Below are 18,394 nucleotides of genomic sequence, written 5' to 3' on the forward strand. Positions count from 1 at the left end.
AAGATTTCATGGGGGGACTTCACGTGGAAAGGAAAAAGCTCATGGCGAAATTTGTCGAAATCGCGTCAGAGAAAATGGGGAAAGATCTTGAAACGGTTGATGAGGAAAACACATTTGAAGAGCTTGGATTCGATTCGATAGACGTGATAGACCTTGTGATGTTCTTCGAAGATGAATTTGCCTTGAGAATAGAAGATGAGGAGATATCGAAAATTCGAAAGGTTAAGGATCTGATCGATATAGTAATCAAGAAGCTGGAGGAGATCGATGATGAGGTATCTGAGAGCTGACGAAAGATGTCTGATCTGCAGCCTCAGACAGGCGGAGAATCTTCTGAAGAAAACCATAACTTCTCCTGAAAAGAGATGGGTGATCTTCAGGGAAGTTTTCAGGATTATGAGTGAAATGAAGTGGGGTATGAAGCCTCTCGAAGTGAACGGAGAGGTTCACAGGTTCATAATGGAGTACATAAAGGAAGAAGATCCGTTCAAAGAAGAGAAAAGAAGATCGAACGATATGGCCATGAAACTCGTTGAAATGTTCAGGCCAGAGATTTTGAACTCTCCTGACCCTGTGTATTCGGCTGCAAAACTCGCCGTTTCTGGGAATCTGATAGATCTCGGGATACCGGGATGGAGTGTTGAGGAAATCTTTGAAAAACTACACGAGGCTTACGAAAGGCCGTTCGACAGAGAAGATTTCGAGGAATTCAGGAATGTGTTAATGAACGCTTCCACTCTGTTCTATGTGGCTGACAACGCGGGAGAAATCGTGTTTGACAAGTTCTTCATAGAAGTCCTGAAGATGGAGAATCCATCGCTGGAGGTAGTTGTGGCGGTTCGTGGCAAACCCATTATCAACGACGCAACCATCGAGGACGCGAAGTACATAGGTTTAGAGGAAATCGCCACTGTTATTAGCTCTGGAGTGGACGAACCTGGCGTCATGCTTGATAAGGCGAGTGAAGAGTTCAGAAAGGCGTTCTTTGAGTTCGATGTTGTGATCTCCAAAGGCCAGGGAAACTTCGAAGGTCTCTACGAAGAGGGGAAAAAGAATCTCTTCTTCCTCCTGACAGCAAAGTGTGATTTCGTTGCCGAAGTACTGAACGTTCCTCTGGGCGGTAAGGTCTTCATCTCTTCTTCCTCCCTCTGATTTTTCTCATGGAGGTGAAAGAAGTTGATAGAAAAAATCAAAGAGTACGTGCTGAGTACTCTTGGAACGTTGATCACTGCCGTTGGGCTCGTTGTTTTCCTCATACCGAACGACATAGCAGCCGGTGGGGTGAGCGGTCTTTCGATAATACTTCACAGTTTTGTGCCGATCCCCGTTGGTGTGTGGATGTACATACTCAACGGTTTGCTCTTTTTGATAGCTTTCTTGACGATAGGATTCGATTTCAGTGCGAAGACTATTTATTGCACCTTTGTTTTTAACTTCTTCGTGGATCTTTTCGACCGCATTATTCCCCTTCCAAAGTACACCGGTGACGATCTGTTCCTTGCCGTGTTTTTTGGAACCATACTCACAGCTTCCGGCCTTGCCATAACTTTCTCCCAGAACGCTTCCACAGGAGGAACGGATATTCTGGCCAGGATTCTGAACAAGTACTTCTGGATATCTATGGGAACGGGGCTGCTCATGGTGGATGTCGCGATAGCGGTGCTTGCAGGACTTGTTTTCAGTGCCAGAACAGGTATGTACGCACTTCTTGGAGTTATTTTGAACGGTATAATGGTGGATTTCATGATGAGAGGTATTGAGCAGTCGAGTGAGGTGATCATTATCTCTGAAAAATGCGACGATATAAAAGACTTTGTGCTGAACGTTCTTCAAAGAGGGGCTACTTACATTCCCGCAAAGGGAGCTTACACCGGCAAAGAAAAGAAGATACTTCTGGTGGTAGTGAGGAGGAGAGAATTGAACGAACTGATCAGGTTCATAAAGAAGGCTGATCCAAAAGCCTTCGTCATAATCAAGGAAGTGAGGCAGGCCCTCGGAGAAGGGTTCAAAGAACTGGAGGAGTTGTGAGATGTACTACAAGGTGGCTGTCTCCGGTTTGGGAAAAGTGCTTAATGTTTTCTCTTCAGAAGAGCTTTTGACTGGTGAAAGAGTGTGGTTGAAGTGGCGAAACGAAAAAGTCAAGGGCTACGTACTGGAACGATCATTTTCACACGAAAACGAAGCAACGCTCAGTGAAAGGGATGGTAAAAGTTTTCTAAGCGAAGGACATGTGAAAATAGCAGAATGGGTGTCTGAAAGGTTTTTCTCACCCGTAGGAATGGTTTTCGATCTGTTTTTCCCACAGGGTATCGACGATTACAAAGAGGAAGTGGTTGTTTCGGAGAGTCCGTTTCTGGATTTCGACAGGATGACTCTACGCGATTTTCTTGAAACTTTCGGGGAAAAAACCCTGAAAGAAATGGTGAAAAAAGGCCTGGTGAGGGTGGAGAAAAATTTCTATGTGAAAGAGCCAAGACCTCGTGTGAAAAAGCGATTGTTTCTGAAAAAGGGAATAAGTGAAATCGTTCGAGAACATTTAACTGTGAAGCAGAGAATGGTGGTGGAATACCTTCAATTCAATGATGGGGTTCATCTTGAGGAGTTGCTGGAAGATCTGGAAGTTTCAAGGAGTGTGATCGAGACTCTTCAAAGAAAGAATATAGTGGAAATAGTGAGAAGCGACGTTCTTCCGAAAAAGAGAAGGATTCTCCGCAGTGGTTTCAAAGAAAATATTTCGAGGGAAAATCTTTTTTTCGGTCCAACGGGGAGCGGAAAAACCGAGGCTTTGTTCGAGTTAATTGATGTGTATTCAAGGAAAGGAACCGTTCTTTTCCTCGTACCGGAAGTTTCTGTTCTCACCCACACACTTTCACGCCTGAAAGGAGCCTTCCCGGACTTGAAAATAGGGATTTATCACAGCTACCTTTCCAGAGCGAGGAAAAATCTGGAATGGTACAGGGCGGTTAGCGGAAAAATCGATGTGCTTTTGGGGACACGCAGTGCTGTTTTTGTTCCAGTTAAGAATCTTTCTCTCTTGATAGTTGACGAAGAACACGATGAGAGTTTCTATCAACACACTCGACCTTCTTATGATGCCGTCGTGGTTGCAAGGAAAATTTCTGAGGTTTTCGATGTTCCAATAATTCTGTCTTCTGCAACACCGGATCTGTGGACCTACAGAGACGCAAAAGAGGGTCGCATCAGAATGTTCAATTTTAGGAGAAGGTTCGGGAATCTGTCTGTGGAAGTTGTCGATATGCGAAATGAAGAGAAGATAGGAAGTTTTGCGAAGAAGACCCTCGACAGAATAGAGGAGACCCTCGAGGAAGGCAAGAGAGTACTTATCTATGTGAGGAGAAAAGGTTTCTGGGGGCGCGTCCAGTGTGAAGTGTGTGGGCACGTGCTCAAATGTGAGAATTGTGATGTGTCTCTGGTGTACCATTCGGATACGCATTCGTTGAAATGTCATCAATGCGGTCATGAATATGGATTTGTTGAATCCTGTCCTCGATGTGGAGGGCGCCTCGTCGGAAGAGCAGCGGGGACGGAAAGAGTGGAAAGGGAACTGAGAAGGTACTTTCCGACCCGCAGGATAGCGAGGGTCGACAGAGAGGTTGTCGATAACATCATGGAGCTGGAAAGTTACATAGACAAATTGATCAGAGGCGAGATAGATATCCTCGTTGGAACCAGGTTGATCACGAAGAGTCTCAATGTACCCGAAATAGGCCTTGTATGTATCACAGATGTGGATTCTTTGATCTTCAACCCTGATTATTCGTCTTCACTTCGTACGTTTCAGTTGATCGTTCAGACTCTGGGAAGGGCATCGAGAGGAGATCAGGGGAAGGCGATTATCCAGACCTATAATTCGGAGGACACGATCATCAAAAAAGCCTTAGAAGAAGATGTGGATGGTTTTTATGCCGAAGAACTCGAAAGAAGAAAAGCCCTTGGTTATCCTCCATATCGCCACCTCGTTCAGGTTGCTGTGAAGTCCAAGAATCCGGAATTTGGAAAGAATTCTCTGAGCTCTCTAAAAGAATTTCTAAAAGGCGAGGAGGTTCTTGGACCCGTTGAGCACTGGGTTTTCAAGCTGAGAGGATTCTACAGGTACCATCTCATTGTGAAAACAGAAGACTTGGAGAGAGTACTTTCGAAACTGGAAAAAGCGTTGAGAATACTGGGAATCGATGCGATTGTTCGGATCGATCCGCCCACACTCGAGGTATCGGATTAACCTTGATGTTACTTTATCGTATCTTTTTCTTAATTGAAAGAGGTTGAAGGGGATGCTATTATTAATCTCGGCGACGTTGAGATGAAGGGTCTTCAGAAAGCGAAAAAGAAGAATAGAACCCGGAAAGAGAAGTTACGAACTCGGAGCCGAAGCAAACTTCAAGGTTTTTGTCCCCGGGTCATTGAAATATGGATAGCAGCCCCCCAGTTTGTTGAGCCTGGATCGAATCTTATATGGAGGGTTTGATCCTGGCTCAGGGTGAACGCTGGCGGCGTGCCTAACACATGCAAGTCGAGCGGGGGAAACTCCCTTCGGGGAGGAGTACCCAGCGGCGGACGGGTGAGTAACACGTGGGTAACCTGCCCTCCGGAGGGGGATAACCAGGGGAAACCCTGGCTAATACCCCATACGCTCCATCAACGCAAGTTGGTGGAGGAAAGGGGCGTTTGCCCCGCCGGAGGAGGGGCCCGCGGCCCATCAGGTAGTTGGTGGGGTAACGGCCCACCAAGCCGACGACGGGTAGCCGGCCTGAGAGGGTGGTCGGCCACAGGGGCACTGAGACACGGGCCCCACTCCTACGGGAGGCAGCAGTGGGGAATCTTGGACAATGGGGGAAACCCTGATCCAGCGACGCCGCGTGCGGGACGAAGCCCTTCGGGGTGTAAACCGCTGTGGCGGGGGAAGAATAAGGTAGGGAGGGAATGCCCTACCGATGACGGTACCCCGCTAGAAAGCCCCGGCTAACTACGTGCCAGCAGCCGCGGTAATACGTAGGGGGCAAGCGTTACCCGGATTTACTGGGCGTAAAGGGGGCGTAGGCGGCCTGGTGTGTCGGATGTGAAATCCCACGGCTCAACCGTGGGGCCGCATCCGAAACTACCAGGCTTGGGGGCGGTAGAGGGAGACGGAACTGCCGGTGTAGGGGTGAAATCCGTAGATATCGGCAGGAACGCCGGTGGGGAAGCCGGTCTCCTGGGCCGACCCCGACGCTGAGGCCCGAAAGCCAGGGGAGCAAACCGGATTAGATACCCGGGTAGTCCTGGCCGTAAACGATGCCCACTAGGTGTGGGGGGGTCATCCCTCCGTGCTGAAGCTAACGCGTTAAGTGGGCCGCCTGGGGAGTACGCCCGCAAGGGTGAAACTCAAAGGAATTGACGGGGGCCCGCACAAGCGGTGGAGCGTGTGGTTTAATTGGATGCTAAGCCAAGAACCTTACCAGGGCTTGACATGCCGGTGGTACCTCCCCGAAAGGGGTAGGGACCCAGTCCTTTGGGACTGGGAGCCGGCACAGGTGGTGCACGGCCGTCGTCAGCTCGTGCCGTGAGGTGTTGGGTTAAGTCCCGCAACGAGCGCAACCCCTGCCCCTAGTTGCCAGCGGTTCGGCCGGGCACTCTAGGGGGACTGCCGGCGACGAGCCGGAGGAAGGAGGGGATGACGTCAGGTACTCGTGCCCCTTATGCCCTGGGCGACACACGCGCTACAATGGGCGGTACAATGGGTTGCGACCCCGCGAGGGGGAGCCAATCCCCAAAACCGCCCTCAGTTCGGATCGCAGGCTGCAACCCGCCTGCGTGAAGCCGGAATCGCTAGTAATCGCGGATCAGCCACGCCGCGGTGAATACGTTCCCGGGCCTTGTACACACCGCCCGTCACGCCACCCGAGTCGGGGGCTCCCGAAGACACCTGCCCCAACCCGAAAGGGAGGGGGGGTGTTGAGGGAGAACCTGGTGAGGGGGGCGAAGTCGTAACAAGGTAGCCGTACCGGAAGGTGCGGCTGGATCACCTCCTTTCTAGGAGATGAACGGGGGCTGCTATCCATATTCCAATGGCTCGGGCTCGTAGCTCAGCCGGTCAGAGCGCACGCCTGATAAGCGTGAGGTCGGTGGTTCAAGTCCACCCGAGCCCACCATTGGTGGGGACGTAGCTCAGCTGGGAGAGCGCCTGCTTTGCAAGCAGGAGGTCAGGGGTTCGAATCCCCTCGTCTCCACCAAGGTGAAGGGTCATTGAAAACTGCATAGGGGAAAGTAGGAGGTCAAGGTACTAAGGGCACGCGGTGGATGCCTTGGCGGCGGGAGGCGATGAAGGGCGTGGCAAGCTGCGATAAGCCCGGGGGAGCCGCAAGCAGGCGTTGATCCCGGGATTCCCGAATGGGGAAACCTGGGTGGCCGTTGAGGCCACTCGCCGCCGAAAGGCGGTGCGATACCGGGGGAAGTGAAACATCTCAGTACCCCGAGGAAAAGAAATCAACCGAGATTCCCCTAGTAGCGGCGAGCGAACGGGGAGGAGCCCAAACCAGCGTGGTGTCAAAGCCCGTGGGCGTTGCCACGCTGGGGTTGCGGGACACGGCCGGGCGAGGCCACGGACTCGCCGGGGAGTTACAAATCCCTCCTCTAGCCGAACCACCTGGGAAGGTGGGCCGGAGAGGGTGACAGCCCCGTAGGCGAAAGGGGAGGGACTCCCTGGGCCGTGCTCCCGAGTACCGCGGGACACGTGGAATCCCGTGGGAAGCTGGGGGGACCACCCTCCAAGGCTAAATACTACCCGCCGTCCGATAGTGCACCAGTACCGTGAGGGAAAGGTGAAAAGCACCCCGGAAGGGGAGTGAAAGAGGACCTGAAACCGCGTGCCTACAAGAAGTCGGAGCCCCCATTTGGGGGTGACGGCGTGCCTTTTGATTAATGAGCCCGCGAGTTGCCGTCGGTGGCGAGGTTAAGCCGATGAAGGCGTAGCCGCAGCGAAAGCGAGTCCGAACAGGGCGTTCAGTCACCGGCGGCAGACCCGAAGCCGGGTGAGCTACCCCTGGGCAGGGTGAAGGTGGGTTAAAACCCACTGGAGGCCCGAACCGGTGGACAGTGAAAAGTCCTCGGATGACCTGGGGGTAGGAGTGAAAAGCTAACCGAACCCGGTGATAGCTGGTTCTCCCCGAAATGCATTGAGGTGCAGCCTCGGGCGGTCTGTGCAGGGGGTAGAGCACTGATGGGGCTAGGGGGGTTTCCTCCGAACCCCGTCAAACTCCGAATTCCTGCACACAAAGCCCGGGAGTGAGCCCGCGGGGGATAAGCTCCGCGGACGAGAGGGGAACAACCCAGACCGCCGGCTAAGGGCCCGAAGAGGTGGCTAAGTGGTAAAGGATGTGGAGTGCCTAAGACAGCTGGGATGTTGGCTTAGAAGCAGCCATCATTTAAAGAGTGCGTAACAGCTCACCAGCCGAGGCGCTCTGCACCGAAAATGTAACGGGGCTCAAGCCACCCCCCGAAGCCGCGGGTCAGTGCCTCCGCTGGAGGTACTGGCGGTAGGGGAGCTTTCCGCTGTAGGGTGAAGGCGGACCCGCGAGGGCCGCTGGACGAGGCGGAAGTGAGAATGCGGGCATGAGTATACGAAAGGAGGGTGAGAATCCCTCCCCCCGTAAGCCCAAGGGTACCTGGGGAAGGGTCGTCCGCCCAGGGTTAGCCGGGACCCTAAGGTGAACCCGAAAGGGGTAGCCGAAGGGAAGCCGGTTAATATTCCGGCGCCATCTGCGGTCGATGGTACGAGGGGTGACGCAGGAGGGTAGGCGCCGGGGGCAAGTGGCATGCCCCTCCAAGCGGTTAGGGCGATGACGGGCGTAGGTAAATCCGCGCCCCGAGCCTGAGCCGTGATGGGGAGGTCCCTTCGGGGACCAACGGCGCTGACCCCACACTGCCGAGAAAAACCTCGCGTACCGCTTGAGACCGTAGGTGCCCGTTCCGCAAACCGACACAGGTGGGCGGGCTGAGAAGGCTCAGGGGAGCGGGTGAACCCTCGCCAAGGAACTCGGCAAATTGGCCCCGTAACTTCGGGAGAAGGGGTGCCGCGTTAGGGTGAACCCAGGGGAAGGGGCAACCCGGAAACTGGGGGAGCCCGAGGCGGTCGCAGTGACAAGGCCCTGGCGACTGTTTACCAAAAACACAGGTCTCTGCTAACTCGGAAAGAGGAAGTATAGGGACTGACGCCTGCCCAGTGCCGGAAGGTTAAGGGGAGGGGTGAGGCTCCTCTTGTGGGAGCGTAGCTCCGACCCGAAGCCCCGGTAAACGGCGGCCGTAACTATAACGGTCCTAAGGTAGCATTCGCTGCCTGCCCACAGGGAAACCTGTGGGGCAATACCCGGCTGTATGCGGGGAAGCCCTTAGAGCCCTTCTTACCTGGGGGCTGCGGCCAGCCCAGGTAAAAATGGAAGGGATTGGGTAATCCGCAGGAAACCCCGTGAGGGGGATCCTCAGAGACTGTACGCCGGGCATCCAGTCCCCGTGAGAAGGGGTGGAAATCTTGGATCTCAAACCTGATTGGGTTGTTGGATTCGTCGATGGTGAAGGCTGTTTCTATGTGGGTGTTAATAGAAATCGCACCATGAAAACAGGTTACCAGGTTCTCCCTGAATTCAGGATCGTTCAACATGAAAGAGATATACAGGTTTTGTACGCATTGAGGAAGTTTTTCGGATGCGGTGTTGTTCGAAGAAACCACGATGATCGATACGAGCTTCGGATCCGGAAGAGATCTTGCTTGAAAAAAGTAGTGGAGTTTTTCGAAAAACACCCTCTGAAAACGAAGAAGAACGTCGACTTCAAGAAATTCAGAAGGATAATCCTGATGATGGAACGGGGAGAACACCTGACGAAAGAAGGTCTCATCAAGATCCTGGAAATAGCCATGGAAATAAACACAGGTAATCACGAGAGACTACGACGAGTCCTTGAAGAGATCCGGGGACTGGATGAAGATACAGTCCACCCCCATTCCGAAAGGATGGGATAAAGGTGAGCGAAATTCCTTGTCGGGTAAGTTCCGACCTGCATGAATGGCGTAACGACTGGGGCACTGTCTCGGCGGGGGGCCCGGTGAAATTTCAGTCTGGGTGAAGATGCCCAGTACCCGCGGCTAGACGGAAAGACCCCGTGGAGCTTTACTGCAGCCTGGTATTGGGCTCCGGTGCATCGTGTATAGAATAGGTGGGAGGCTGTGAAGCCGCCTCGCCAGGGGCGGTGGAGCCGCCAGTGGAATACCACCCTCGGTGCACTGGAGTTCTAACCTGACCCTGTGAAGAGCAGGGTGGGGACAGTGCCAGGTGGGCAGTTTGACTGGGGCGGTCACCTCCTAAAAGGTAACGGAGGTGTGCAAAGGTCGGCTCAGGTGGGTTGGAAATCCACCGCAGAGTGCAAGGGCATAAGCCGGCCTGACTGCGAGGCCGACAGGCCGAGCAGGGGGGAAACCCGGCCCTAGTGACCCGGCGGTCCCGTGTGGAAGGGCCGTCGATCAACGGATAAAAGTTACCCCGGGGATAACAGGCTGGTCCCGCCCGAGAGTTCACATCGACGGCGGGGTTCGGCACCTCGATGTCGGCTCATCCCATCCTGGGGCTGAAGCAGGTCCCAAGGGTTGGGCTGTTCGCCCATTAAAGGGGTACGTGAGCTGGGTTCAGACCGTCGTGAGACAGGTCGGTCCCTATCTGCCGCGGGCGTAGGAGGCTTGAGGGGGGTCCTCCCTTGTACGAGAGGACCGGGAGGAGGGGGCCTCTGGTGTACCGGCTGTCGCGCCAGCGGCATACGCCGGGTAGCTATGCCCCTAAGCGATAACCGCTGAAAGCATCTAAGCGGGAAGCGCGCCCCAAGATTAGGCCTCCCATCCCGTTAAGGGAGTAAGGCCGGTCCGAGAAGAGGACCTTGATAGGCCAGGGGTGTAAGCGCCGCAAGGCGTTGAGCCCACTGGTACTAATCGGCCGAGGCCTTGACCTCCGAAATCCCCTATGCAGTTTCCAGTGACCCTTCGAAGTATCCCCGGGTGCCGATACTGGGGCGGGAAACACCCGGTTCCATTCCGAACCCGGCCGTTAAGCCGCCCTGGGCCGATGGTAGTATGGGGGTAGCCCCATGCGAGAGTAGGTAGCGCCCGGGGATTTGTTTTTTTATAGATCACCTTTTGTTATAATAGTAACAAGGGGGTGATATCGTGGCGGAAAAACTTCCTATAAAAACTGTGATGGCAATCCTTGTGGAAAACAGAAGAGAAACAGCAGAGAAAGTTCAAAAGATTCTCACGGCTTGGGGCTGTCTGATCAAGACAAGACTCGGCCTCCATGATGGTGTTCTCGACAACTGTTCAGAAGCGGGTCTCATAGTTCTTGAACTTGTGGGAAGTCCTGAGCAGCACAGAGAACTCTGTGACAAACTCAACAAACTTCCAGGTGTGAAAGCAGACTACATGGAACTTTCATTCGATGAAGAATGAAGCCCCTCGAAAAGAGGGGCTTTTGTTTTACCAGGCGGTCCAGGTGACCCAGAGCCTCACGTTGGTGATGGTGACCGTGACGGTGGCATCAGTGGTGGACTCGTATTCGTTTTGACCAAAAATCACCCATAGAGTGACATCTTCGCCGTTGTTTATCTTGTCGAGTGCTGCTTTCAAGGCGCTTGAGTCGTTGGCGGAGATGGAAAGAGAGTATTCGGTTTTTTGAGAAGTATCTATATCGATATTCACATCTCCAGTCTCTGGAATGGACGTTGGTTCTTCAAGTGAAAAATCTATGAAACCATTAAATGTGAGGCTTCCTTCAACTGTGATCTTTCCAGACACTTCGATGTTGTGGAAATGTACTGTTCCAGGAACTCCCGCACTTTGCTGCGCGCTTTTCACATCTTCTGCTTTGATCGTGAAGCTTGTCCACCTTGCTTCTAGTGTAGTAGAACTTCCCGCTGGTACTTCGAACACCTGAGGTTCGATACCGGGGTTCCCAAGGTCGATGGGGATAGGCACCGGGATACATCCGGAAACCAGCATGAGAATACCAGCTGTGATCAGAGCCAACCAGGTGAGCACCTTTTTCATATTTTCACCTCCTTCTCTCTGAATGATAACACTTTGAAATTGTTTCTCAAAGCGTGTTAAAATCACCATGAGAGGTGATTGTATGCCGGTCACGTTTCTCACAGGCACTGCAGAGACTCAGAAAGAAGAATTGATAAAGAAACTACTGAAGGATGGAAATGTGGAGTACATAAGGATCCATCCGGAGGATCCTGACAAGATCGATTTCATAAGGTCTTTACTCAGGACAAAGACGATCTTTTCCAACAAGACGATCATTGATATCGTCAATTTCGATGAGTGGAAAGCGCAGGAACAGAAGCGTCTCGTTGAACTTTTGAAAAATGTACCGGAAGACGTTCATATCTTCATCCGTTCTCAAAAAACAGGTGGAAAGGGAGTAGCGCTGGAGCTTCCAAAGCCATGGGAAACGGACAAATGGCTTGAATGGATAGAAAAGCGCTTCAGGGAAAATGGTTTGCTCATCGATAAAGATGCCCTTCAGCTGTTTTTCTCCAAGGTTGGAACGAACGACCTGATCATAGAAAGGGAGATTGAAAAGCTGAAAGCTTATTCCGAGGACAAAAAGATAACGGTAGAGGACGTGGAAGAGGTCGTTTTCACCTATCAGACTCCGGGATACGATGATTTTTGCTTTGCCGTTTCCGAAGGAAAAAGGAAGATCGCTCACTCTCTTCTGTCGCAGTTGTGGAAAACCACAGAGCCCGTGGTGATTGCCACTGTCCTTGCGAATCACTTCCTGGATCTCTTCAAAATCCTCGTTCTTGTGACAAAGAAAAGATACTACACCTGGCCTGATGTGTCCAGGGTGTCCAAAGAGCTGGGAATTCCCGTTCCTCGTGTGGCTCGTTTCCTCGGTTTCTCCTTTAAGACCTGGAAATTCAAGGTGATAAACCACCTCCTCTATTACGATGTGAAGAAGGTTAGAAAGATACTGAGGGATCTCTACGATCTGGACAGAGCCGTGAAAAGCGAAGAAGATCCAAAACCGTTCTTCCACGAGTTCATAGAAGAGGTGGCACTGGATGTATATTCTCTTCAGAGAGATGAAGAATAACTGGTACAGCCTCGCGGCCCTTCTCTCAACCATATACAGCAGGCACCTCGATGTGGAAGCAAGACCTGTGAAGTTTGAGGAAATAAAGAAGTTCCCTCCAGAAAAGACCATCGTTGCCTATTCCTTCATGAGTTTTGACCTTGATACCGTCAGAGAAGAAGTCAAAACATTGAAGGAAAGGGGATACACACTCATCGCGGGAGGACCACATGTGACCGCCGATCCAGAAGGCTGCTTGAGAATGGGATTCGATCACGTTTTCACGGGGGATGGAGAGGAGAATATTTTGAGGTTCTTGATGGGGGAGAGAAAAAAGATCTTCGATGGTATCTCAAAGAGGGTCAACCTGAACCACTACCCACCTTTCCTACCTTCGAAAGGGATCTACATGCCCATCGAAATCACGAGGGGCTGTCCGTTTTCTTGTGCGTACTGTCAGACACCGATCATCGCTGGAAGACAGGTGAGACACCGTGATGTGGACGTCGTTGTTCACTACGCGAAACTCGGTGTGAAACACGGAAGGAAGCTCGCTCGTTTCATAGCTCCCAACTCCTTCGGCTATGGTTCGAAGAATGGAGTAACACCCAATGTAGAGAAGATAGAAGAACTCCTGTATGGACTCAAAAGGGTTGGTATCGAAGAAATATATTTCGGAACGTTTCCTTCCGAAGTGAGGCCAGAGTCTGTGACCGACGAAGTACTCAAAGTGGTGAAAAAGTACGTCAACAACCGTTCCATAGTGATAGGTGCCCAGAGCGGAAGCGACAGGATCTTGAAGATCATAAAGCGTGGCCACACGGTTGAACAGGTAGAGGAAGCGATAGAAAAGATCTCTCTTCACGGTTTTATTCCACACGTTGATTTCATATTCGGCTTCCCGTTCGAAACGGAAGAGGATGTGGAGAAAACTTTCAGCTTTATTGTTAAAATAGTGGAGAGATACGGCGCAAAGATCCATGCGCACACCTTCATGCCGCTTCCCGGGACGGAACTTTTCAATGCTGGGCCCGGAAGACTCACAGAGGTTCATTACAAATTTCTGGGGAGGCTCGCTTCAAAGGGTATTCTCGACGGTTACTGGATGAAGCAGGAAATGCTTGCGAGGAAGGTGTACGAAATTGCGAGTGGCGGCAGTACAGATGTTACCAGCGATCGGTGACTTCGAAGGAAATCTGGAGAGAATAGAACAGTTCATAGAGATGGCTGTTTCGGAAGGAGCCGAAGTCGTTGTCTTTCCGGAGCTCACAATCAGTGGGTACACCTGGGACGAGGCGATTCTGAAAAGGGGAGCCTTGTTTTTTTCAGAAGTCGCAAAGAAAAAGCTCTTGAAGCTTTCAAGGGAAGGACAGATACTGATAGCTGTTGGTACACCAAGGATCGTTCTGGGAAAGCTCAGAAACTCGCTTGTGATTTTCAAGAAGAAAAAGGAATTGCTTTTCTACGATAAAACACATCTCTTTCGTGGAGAGAAAAACGTCTTTGAACCTGGGGAGTATTTTCTTGTGTTTTCTTACAGAGGGGTAGTTTTTGGCACGTTGATCTGTTATGAGATCGGCTTCCCTGAAATATCACGTATTTTAACATTCAAAGGGAGTAAAGTGATTCTCTCAGCCTTTGCTTTTGGGAAGGCTCGGGGGCACACGTACGATGTTGCCACGAGATCCAGGGCAGTTGAGAACGGAGTTTTCCTTGTGGCATCCTCCATGTGCGGCGAAGGTTTTGTGGAATTCGTCGGAAGAACGAGGATAGTGGGTCCAAACGGAAAGGTTATGAACGAGATAGAGAGCGGTGAAGGTTTGATCTGTGAAGATCTCGATCTAGATGCTGTTTATCATTACAGATACGACGAAGAAGGAGATTCTCACGCTTACCTTAGAAACTACATGTCCCACCTTTACACGCTTCAGAAGGGGAGGTTATGAGGGTGAAATACTTCGGAACCGACGGAATAAGGGGAATCTTTGGTGAAACACTCACAGATGAGCTGGCCTTCAAGGTGGGCAAAGCGCTGGGAGAGATTGTCGGAGAAGGAAGAGTCATTGTGGGAAAGGACACGAGAGTTTCGGGGGATTCGCTCGAGGCGGCTATTTCCGCTGGCCTCACGTCTATGGGGGTGGACGTCCTTCTGTGCGGCATCATTCCAACACCAGCGGTGGCTCTCCTCACGAGGATCACCAGGTCGTTCGGTGTTGTCATTTCGGCTTCTCACAATCCTCCAGAATACAACGGTATAAAGGTGTTGAAGGGTGGATACAAGATACCGGACGAGATGGAAGCGGAGATAGAGGAGAGACTGGAAAACGGGAGTTTCCCGCCCCGCTTGGTTGTCGGCAGGACAAAATCGTTCAGAGAAGGAAGAGACATGTACATCGGAGCGGTTCTTGAAATATTCAGGGATCTCGATCTCACGGGTGAGATGGTATCCCTTGACCTTGCGAACGGTGCCACCACGACAACGGCCAAAGAGGTTTTTGAATTCCTTGGAGCGAAGGTAGAGGTGTTCAATGACTCCCAGGACGGACTTCTCATAAATCAAGGGTGTGGCGCCACTCATCCCAGGTTTTTGGCTGAAGAGATGAAGAACGGGAAGGTAGGATTCACCTTCGATGGTGATGGAGACCGTGTGATAGCTGTAGACGAAGAAAGAAACGTTGTGAACGGAGATAGGATCATAGGAATCCTCGCAGTTGGGTTGAAAGAAGAGGGGCGTCTAAACAGCGATACCGTGGTGGGTACCGTTATGACGAATGGAGGCCTCGAAGATTTTCTCAAAGAAAAAGGAATAAAGCTTCTTCGAACGAAAGTTGGGGACAAATACGTCCTTGAAAAGATGCTCGAAAGTGGAGCGAATCTGGGAGGAGAGAGATCCGGTCACATAATAATCCTCGACAGAAGCACTACGGGAGATGGTTTGATAACCGCTTTGGAGCTGATGAGAGTTCTCAGGCGATCAGGAAGAAATCTTTCTGATTTTGCGAAGGAGATACCAGATTATCCGCAGATCACAAAGAACGTAAGGAGAACGGAGCGAATGTCTCTCGAAAATGAGAATCTGAGAAAGATCGTTGAAGAGAGCACTTCCAGGGGCTACCGTGTGGTGATAAGACCGTCCGGTACAGAGCCCGTTATAAGAATCACGGTTGAAGGGAAAGACAGAGAGGAGATAGAAAAGATCGTGGAGGAGATTTCAAGGGTTCTCGAGAGTTGATATCCCGTATTCTATCCATATCTTCGCGAGGGTCAACATTTCTCCCCATCCGACTGCACACTCGAGCTTTATTTTCATGTCCTCTTCGTTGAGGACAATTGTGTGGTCTTCCACTTGAACCCAGGTGCCGGTGTAGCTTGAAGGGAAGAACTCCATCTTGACGCGGGATCTGAATCCATCTTCGTATGTGTTCCAGGAGAACTCTATGAGATTGGGGGGTTCTAACCTATGGATGATGCCTTCGTCCGTCACTTCCTCCCCGAACGTTTTTCTGAACCACCTGAAGAAGATCTTTCCCCCTTCTTTGAGTTCCATCTTCATACCATCGGTGAACCAGCCGTCCCAGCCGTTTTCGTTAACGAATACCCTCCACACCTTCTCCAGAGGAGCTCTGATGTGAACGCCTGCCGTTGTTGGAGGTATCTTCATCCTTCTCCCTCCTGTAGACATCAGTTATTTCTTTTTCCAGTTTCAGGAAGGCTTCGACTACTTCTGGTGAATAGAGCTTTCCGGAGAGGGATTCTATCTCTCTGAACGCTTCTTCAAGTGGTTTTGGGTTTTTGTAGGGTCTTTTGGAAACCATGGCGTCGAAACTGTCCGCCACCGCTACGATGAGACCAGAAATGGGTATTTCTCTCCCCTTCAGTCCCCTGGGATACCCGGCCCCATTCCATCTTTCGTGGTGCGTGAGAGCGATCTCCGCTCCGAGTTGAAGGATAGGGGAGTTGCTCCGGCTGAGGATTCTGAATCCGATGGTGGTGTGCTGTTTCATGATTTCGAACTCTTCCGGTGTGAGAATACCGGGCTTCAACAGAATTCTATCGGGTATTCCGATCTTTCCAATATCGTGGAGGGGAGCAGCGAACTGAATCTCTGTGACGAAAACCTCGCTCATTCCCATCTCTTCAGCGATCCTTCCTGAGAGCCATCCAACCCTCTCTGTGTGTTTGTGTGTCTCCATGTCCCTGTATTCGGAAAGCATGTTCAGTATTTCCAGAACTTCGAAGAGAAAGTCTTCGTATTCTGTGAAGAACTCCTCCGCAGTTTTTTCCAAAAGGAAAAGTTTTTTCTTCAACGATTTCAGATAGCTGTTTCTGTACATATGGAAGACTCTGTTTCTGAGGGCGTGGGTTATTTTCAGTCTCAAAAGTTCGAGATTGACAGGTTTTTTAATAAAATCGTCGGTTCCCACCTCCACACATTTTTTTATTATTCCGGTGTCGTCATACGCAGTTACGACGAAGACCACACAGGATGGATTCTTCGCTTTTATCTTGTTCACCACTTCTATTCCACTCATCCCTGGAAGCATCACATCCACCAGTGCGACATCGACGTCTTTCGAAAGTTCGACGGCTTTCTCTCCGTTTTCTGCTTCGATCACGTCGATGCCTGAGAGTTTCAGATACTGTCCCATGGCTTCCCGTGTGATGTCATCATCCTCTACGATCAGTACTGTCATTTTTATCCCTCCTGAGGGGAAGGGTTATTATGAATGTGGTACCATCCTTTTTTATGACCTCCATCGAACCCTTCAGATAGTTCACCAGTTTCTTCACTGTGAATAGTCCAAATCCGTTCTGTTCTTTCAGCCCCGGTCCTGTGTCGGAAACACGCAAGTTGATTTTATCATTTTTCTTTTCTATTTTGAGAGCCACTCTTCCGGAGGAAGTGTACTTCACCGCGTTCGAAAACAGGTTCGTGACCAGTGCGAGGAAAGCATCTCTGTCGATTTCGAGTTCGTCGAATTCCATTTCGATATCTGTTTCGAGGTTCTTGAGCCGAGCCATTTCCAGAAGCGGCTCCAGGGCTTTTTCCAGGTCATCTTTTCTCAGAACTTCGTTTCTTCCTATCGACGCTTTGAGAATCCTTTCTATCTCTTCTGTCATCTCGTGGCAGAGTTTTTCTATGTTTCTAACCACGGGCGAGGTCTCCGGGAACTGTCGTTTCAAGAGCTGAGCACTCACGTAAATGGCATTCACCGGGTTTTTCAAATTGTGTGCGAGGTTTTTGGTGAGTACAACGTACATGTCCTGGAATTTTTGTTTTTCTTCCAGGAAAGATACGTACTCCTCGACAAAGTTCGAAAAAGTGTCTCTTAACTCTGGAAAGCATGAGGACAATTCTTGCGAAAAATATTTGTTGAAGATCTCTCTCACTCTGTTTTGATCTTCCTCACGCAAAATTTCCGGTATGATTCGCAGGACTTCGATGAGAAAATTGTAAAGGTTCGTGACGACAGAAGAGATTCGTTCGGGAGGGATTCCGAGTTCCTTTGAGAGCTTTTCCGCTTCTTTTTTGGGTGTCTCCACGTACTTTTTCACGAAATGCCACATCAAAAAGATGCTGCCCGATGTTACATGATAGGGGTATGCACTTCTGAAAAAGTAAAAGAAGATCGAGGAAATGGAATAAAGAAACAAACTCACTGAAAGGAGTGTTGTCTGTGGTTTCCTGATGAAGAGGAAAAGCAAAAAGAGAACGAGCGAGGCGCTCTCGAAGTAGAAAGCCAAATTGAATCTCAAGACCGATACAGCAAAAAGGATTGCGAATATGAGAACAACGAGCCATTTGAAATAATTCTTTTTCTTCCCGATCAGGAAGAGAAAGAAACCTTCAGCGAGGATCAGCTTGGAGCTACTCAAAAACATCCACGCGTTTTCTGGATTCATGAGGAAAACTCGAAGAAAAAAGAGAGAAAACAGAGAGGAAAGCAAACACGAAAAAGTGAGGACGTTCAAATCCTCGTCTTTTCTTGAGCTGGTGTAGTGTGTGAAAAACGAGAGAAAAAGCGCTACAAAATTCAGAACGGAAACGACCACCACGTTTGTCGTTTCAGGAAAGAAAAAATACATAACGACCATACCAAAAAGCGAAATTATAATAAAGGGTCCATACTATCTATCCCCTGATTTAATCTAACATATAAAACCGGGGTATGTCAACAAATATTATAAACTATCGTTTTTTTGATTATTATAAAACTCATTTTAATTGTTGATTCTTTATCATAACGAATTCAAATATGTTTTTATGCATAATATTT

At 50.4% G+C, this 18,394-nt stretch carries 13 protein-coding genes, 2 tRNA genes and 3 rRNA genes; 14 read left to right on the forward strand and 4 right to left on the reverse strand.

The window, feature by feature from the left end; genetic code table 11:
* The first annotated feature begins 23 nt into the window (after positions 1-23).
* The 10 genes from AS158_RS07205 to AS158_RS07250 all read left to right on the forward strand — a co-directional run bounded on the left by AS158_RS07205 (position 24) and on the right by AS158_RS07250 (position 10,483).
* Positions 24-290, forward strand: coding sequence for a phosphopantetheine-binding protein (locus AS158_RS07205; protein ID WP_038051856.1), 267 nt, complete (start codon positions 24-26; stop codon positions 288-290).
* The gene (locus tag AS158_RS07210) at positions 271-1,152 is read left to right on the forward strand and encodes a DUF89 domain-containing protein (protein ID WP_038051848.1); all 882 of its coding nucleotides are present in this window, start codon (positions 271-273) and stop codon (positions 1,150-1,152) included. Before AS158_RS07205 ends, AS158_RS07210 begins: the two co-directional genes overlap by 20 nt.
* A 24-nt stretch (positions 1,153-1,176) precedes the next feature.
* On the forward strand, positions 1,177-2,028 hold the full coding sequence (locus tag AS158_RS07215; protein ID WP_038051845.1) for a YitT family protein: 852 nt from the start codon (positions 1,177-1,179) through the stop codon (positions 2,026-2,028).
* Position 2,029: 1 nt separating this feature from the next.
* Positions 2,030-4,240, forward strand: a complete 2,211-nt coding sequence (gene priA, locus AS158_RS07220) for a primosomal protein N' (RefSeq protein ID WP_038051843.1) — start codon at positions 2,030-2,032, stop codon at positions 4,238-4,240.
* A gap of 230 nt (positions 4,241-4,470) precedes the next feature.
* A 16S ribosomal RNA gene (locus AS158_RS07225) occupies positions 4,471-6,030 on the forward strand.
* A gap of 42 nt (positions 6,031-6,072) precedes the next feature.
* Positions 6,073-6,149, forward strand: a tRNA-Ile gene (locus AS158_RS07230).
* Between the two features lie 5 nt (positions 6,150-6,154).
* Positions 6,155-6,230, forward strand: a tRNA-Ala gene (locus tag AS158_RS07235).
* Positions 6,231-6,270: 40 nt separating this feature from the next.
* Positions 6,271-9,990: ribosomal RNA gene (locus AS158_RS07240) — 23S ribosomal RNA — on the forward strand.
* 42 nt (positions 9,991-10,032) lie between these two features.
* A 5S ribosomal RNA gene (gene rrf / locus AS158_RS07245) occupies positions 10,033-10,149 on the forward strand.
* The 16S, 23S and 5S rRNA genes sit together here with 2 tRNA genes alongside, the layout of an rRNA operon.
* A 55-nt stretch (positions 10,150-10,204) precedes the next feature.
* Positions 10,205-10,483, forward strand: coding sequence for a hypothetical protein (locus tag AS158_RS07250; protein WP_008193941.1), 279 nt, complete (start codon positions 10,205-10,207; stop codon positions 10,481-10,483).
* Between the two features lie 27 nt (positions 10,484-10,510).
* On the opposite strand, the gene AS158_RS07255 is transcribed toward AS158_RS07250, so the two are convergent.
* Positions 10,511-11,080 (reverse strand): hypothetical protein, encoded by a 570-nt coding sequence (locus AS158_RS07255; protein WP_008193938.1) that lies wholly within the window; start codon positions 11,078-11,080, stop codon positions 10,511-10,513.
* Between the two features lie 82 nt (positions 11,081-11,162).
* Between AS158_RS07255 and holA the strand changes: the two genes are divergently transcribed.
* Genes holA through glmM form a run of 4 tightly spaced genes read left to right on the forward strand, consistent with a single transcriptional unit; the run spans position 11,163 to position 15,348 of the window.
* Entirely contained in the window at positions 11,163-12,137 is a 975-nt protein-coding gene (gene holA / locus AS158_RS07260) for a DNA polymerase III subunit delta (protein WP_165304799.1), read from the forward strand.
* Positions 12,106-13,299 carry a TIGR04013 family B12-binding domain/radical SAM domain-containing protein gene (locus tag AS158_RS07265; protein ID WP_165304800.1) on the forward strand — a complete coding sequence of 398 codons (1,194 nt, stop codon included), beginning with the start codon at positions 12,106-12,108 and terminating at the stop codon, positions 13,297-13,299. The genes holA and AS158_RS07265 overlap by 32 nt, the downstream gene beginning before the upstream one ends.
* Entirely contained in the window at positions 13,280-14,062 is a 783-nt protein-coding gene (locus AS158_RS07270) for a carbon-nitrogen hydrolase family protein (protein WP_235280272.1), read from the forward strand. Before AS158_RS07265 ends, AS158_RS07270 begins: the two co-directional genes overlap by 20 nt.
* The gene (gene glmM / locus AS158_RS07275; RefSeq protein ID WP_041434300.1) at positions 14,059-15,348 is read left to right on the forward strand and encodes a phosphoglucosamine mutase; all 1,290 of its coding nucleotides are present in this window, start codon (positions 14,059-14,061) and stop codon (positions 15,346-15,348) included. The genes AS158_RS07270 and glmM overlap by 4 nt, the downstream gene beginning before the upstream one ends.
* Here the strand turns inward: glmM and AS158_RS07280 are convergent.
* Genes AS158_RS07280 through AS158_RS07290 form a run of 3 tightly spaced genes read right to left on the reverse strand, consistent with a single transcriptional unit; the run spans position 15,328 to position 18,203 of the window.
* Positions 15,328-15,777 carry an SRPBCC domain-containing protein gene (locus AS158_RS07280; RefSeq protein WP_012310736.1) on the reverse strand — a complete coding sequence of 150 codons (450 nt, stop codon included), beginning with the start codon at positions 15,775-15,777 and terminating at the stop codon, positions 15,328-15,330. The genes glmM and AS158_RS07280 overlap by 21 nt on opposite strands.
* Complete coding sequence (locus AS158_RS07285) at positions 15,704-16,810, reverse strand: cyclic di-GMP phosphodiesterase (protein ID WP_165304801.1); 1,107 nt, start codon at positions 16,808-16,810, stop codon at positions 15,704-15,706. The genes AS158_RS07280 and AS158_RS07285 overlap by 74 nt, the downstream gene beginning before the upstream one ends.
* Positions 16,785-18,203 carry a HAMP domain-containing sensor histidine kinase gene (locus AS158_RS07290; protein ID WP_241241273.1) on the reverse strand — a complete coding sequence of 473 codons (1,419 nt, stop codon included), beginning with the start codon at positions 18,201-18,203 and terminating at the stop codon, positions 16,785-16,787. Before AS158_RS07290 ends, AS158_RS07285 begins: the two co-directional genes overlap by 26 nt.
* Positions 18,204-18,394: the final 191 nt, after the last annotated feature.

The organism is Thermotoga sp. 38H-to (genome assembly GCF_011057665.1).
Classification (GTDB): domain Bacteria; phylum Thermotogota; class Thermotogae; order Thermotogales; family Thermotogaceae; genus Thermotoga.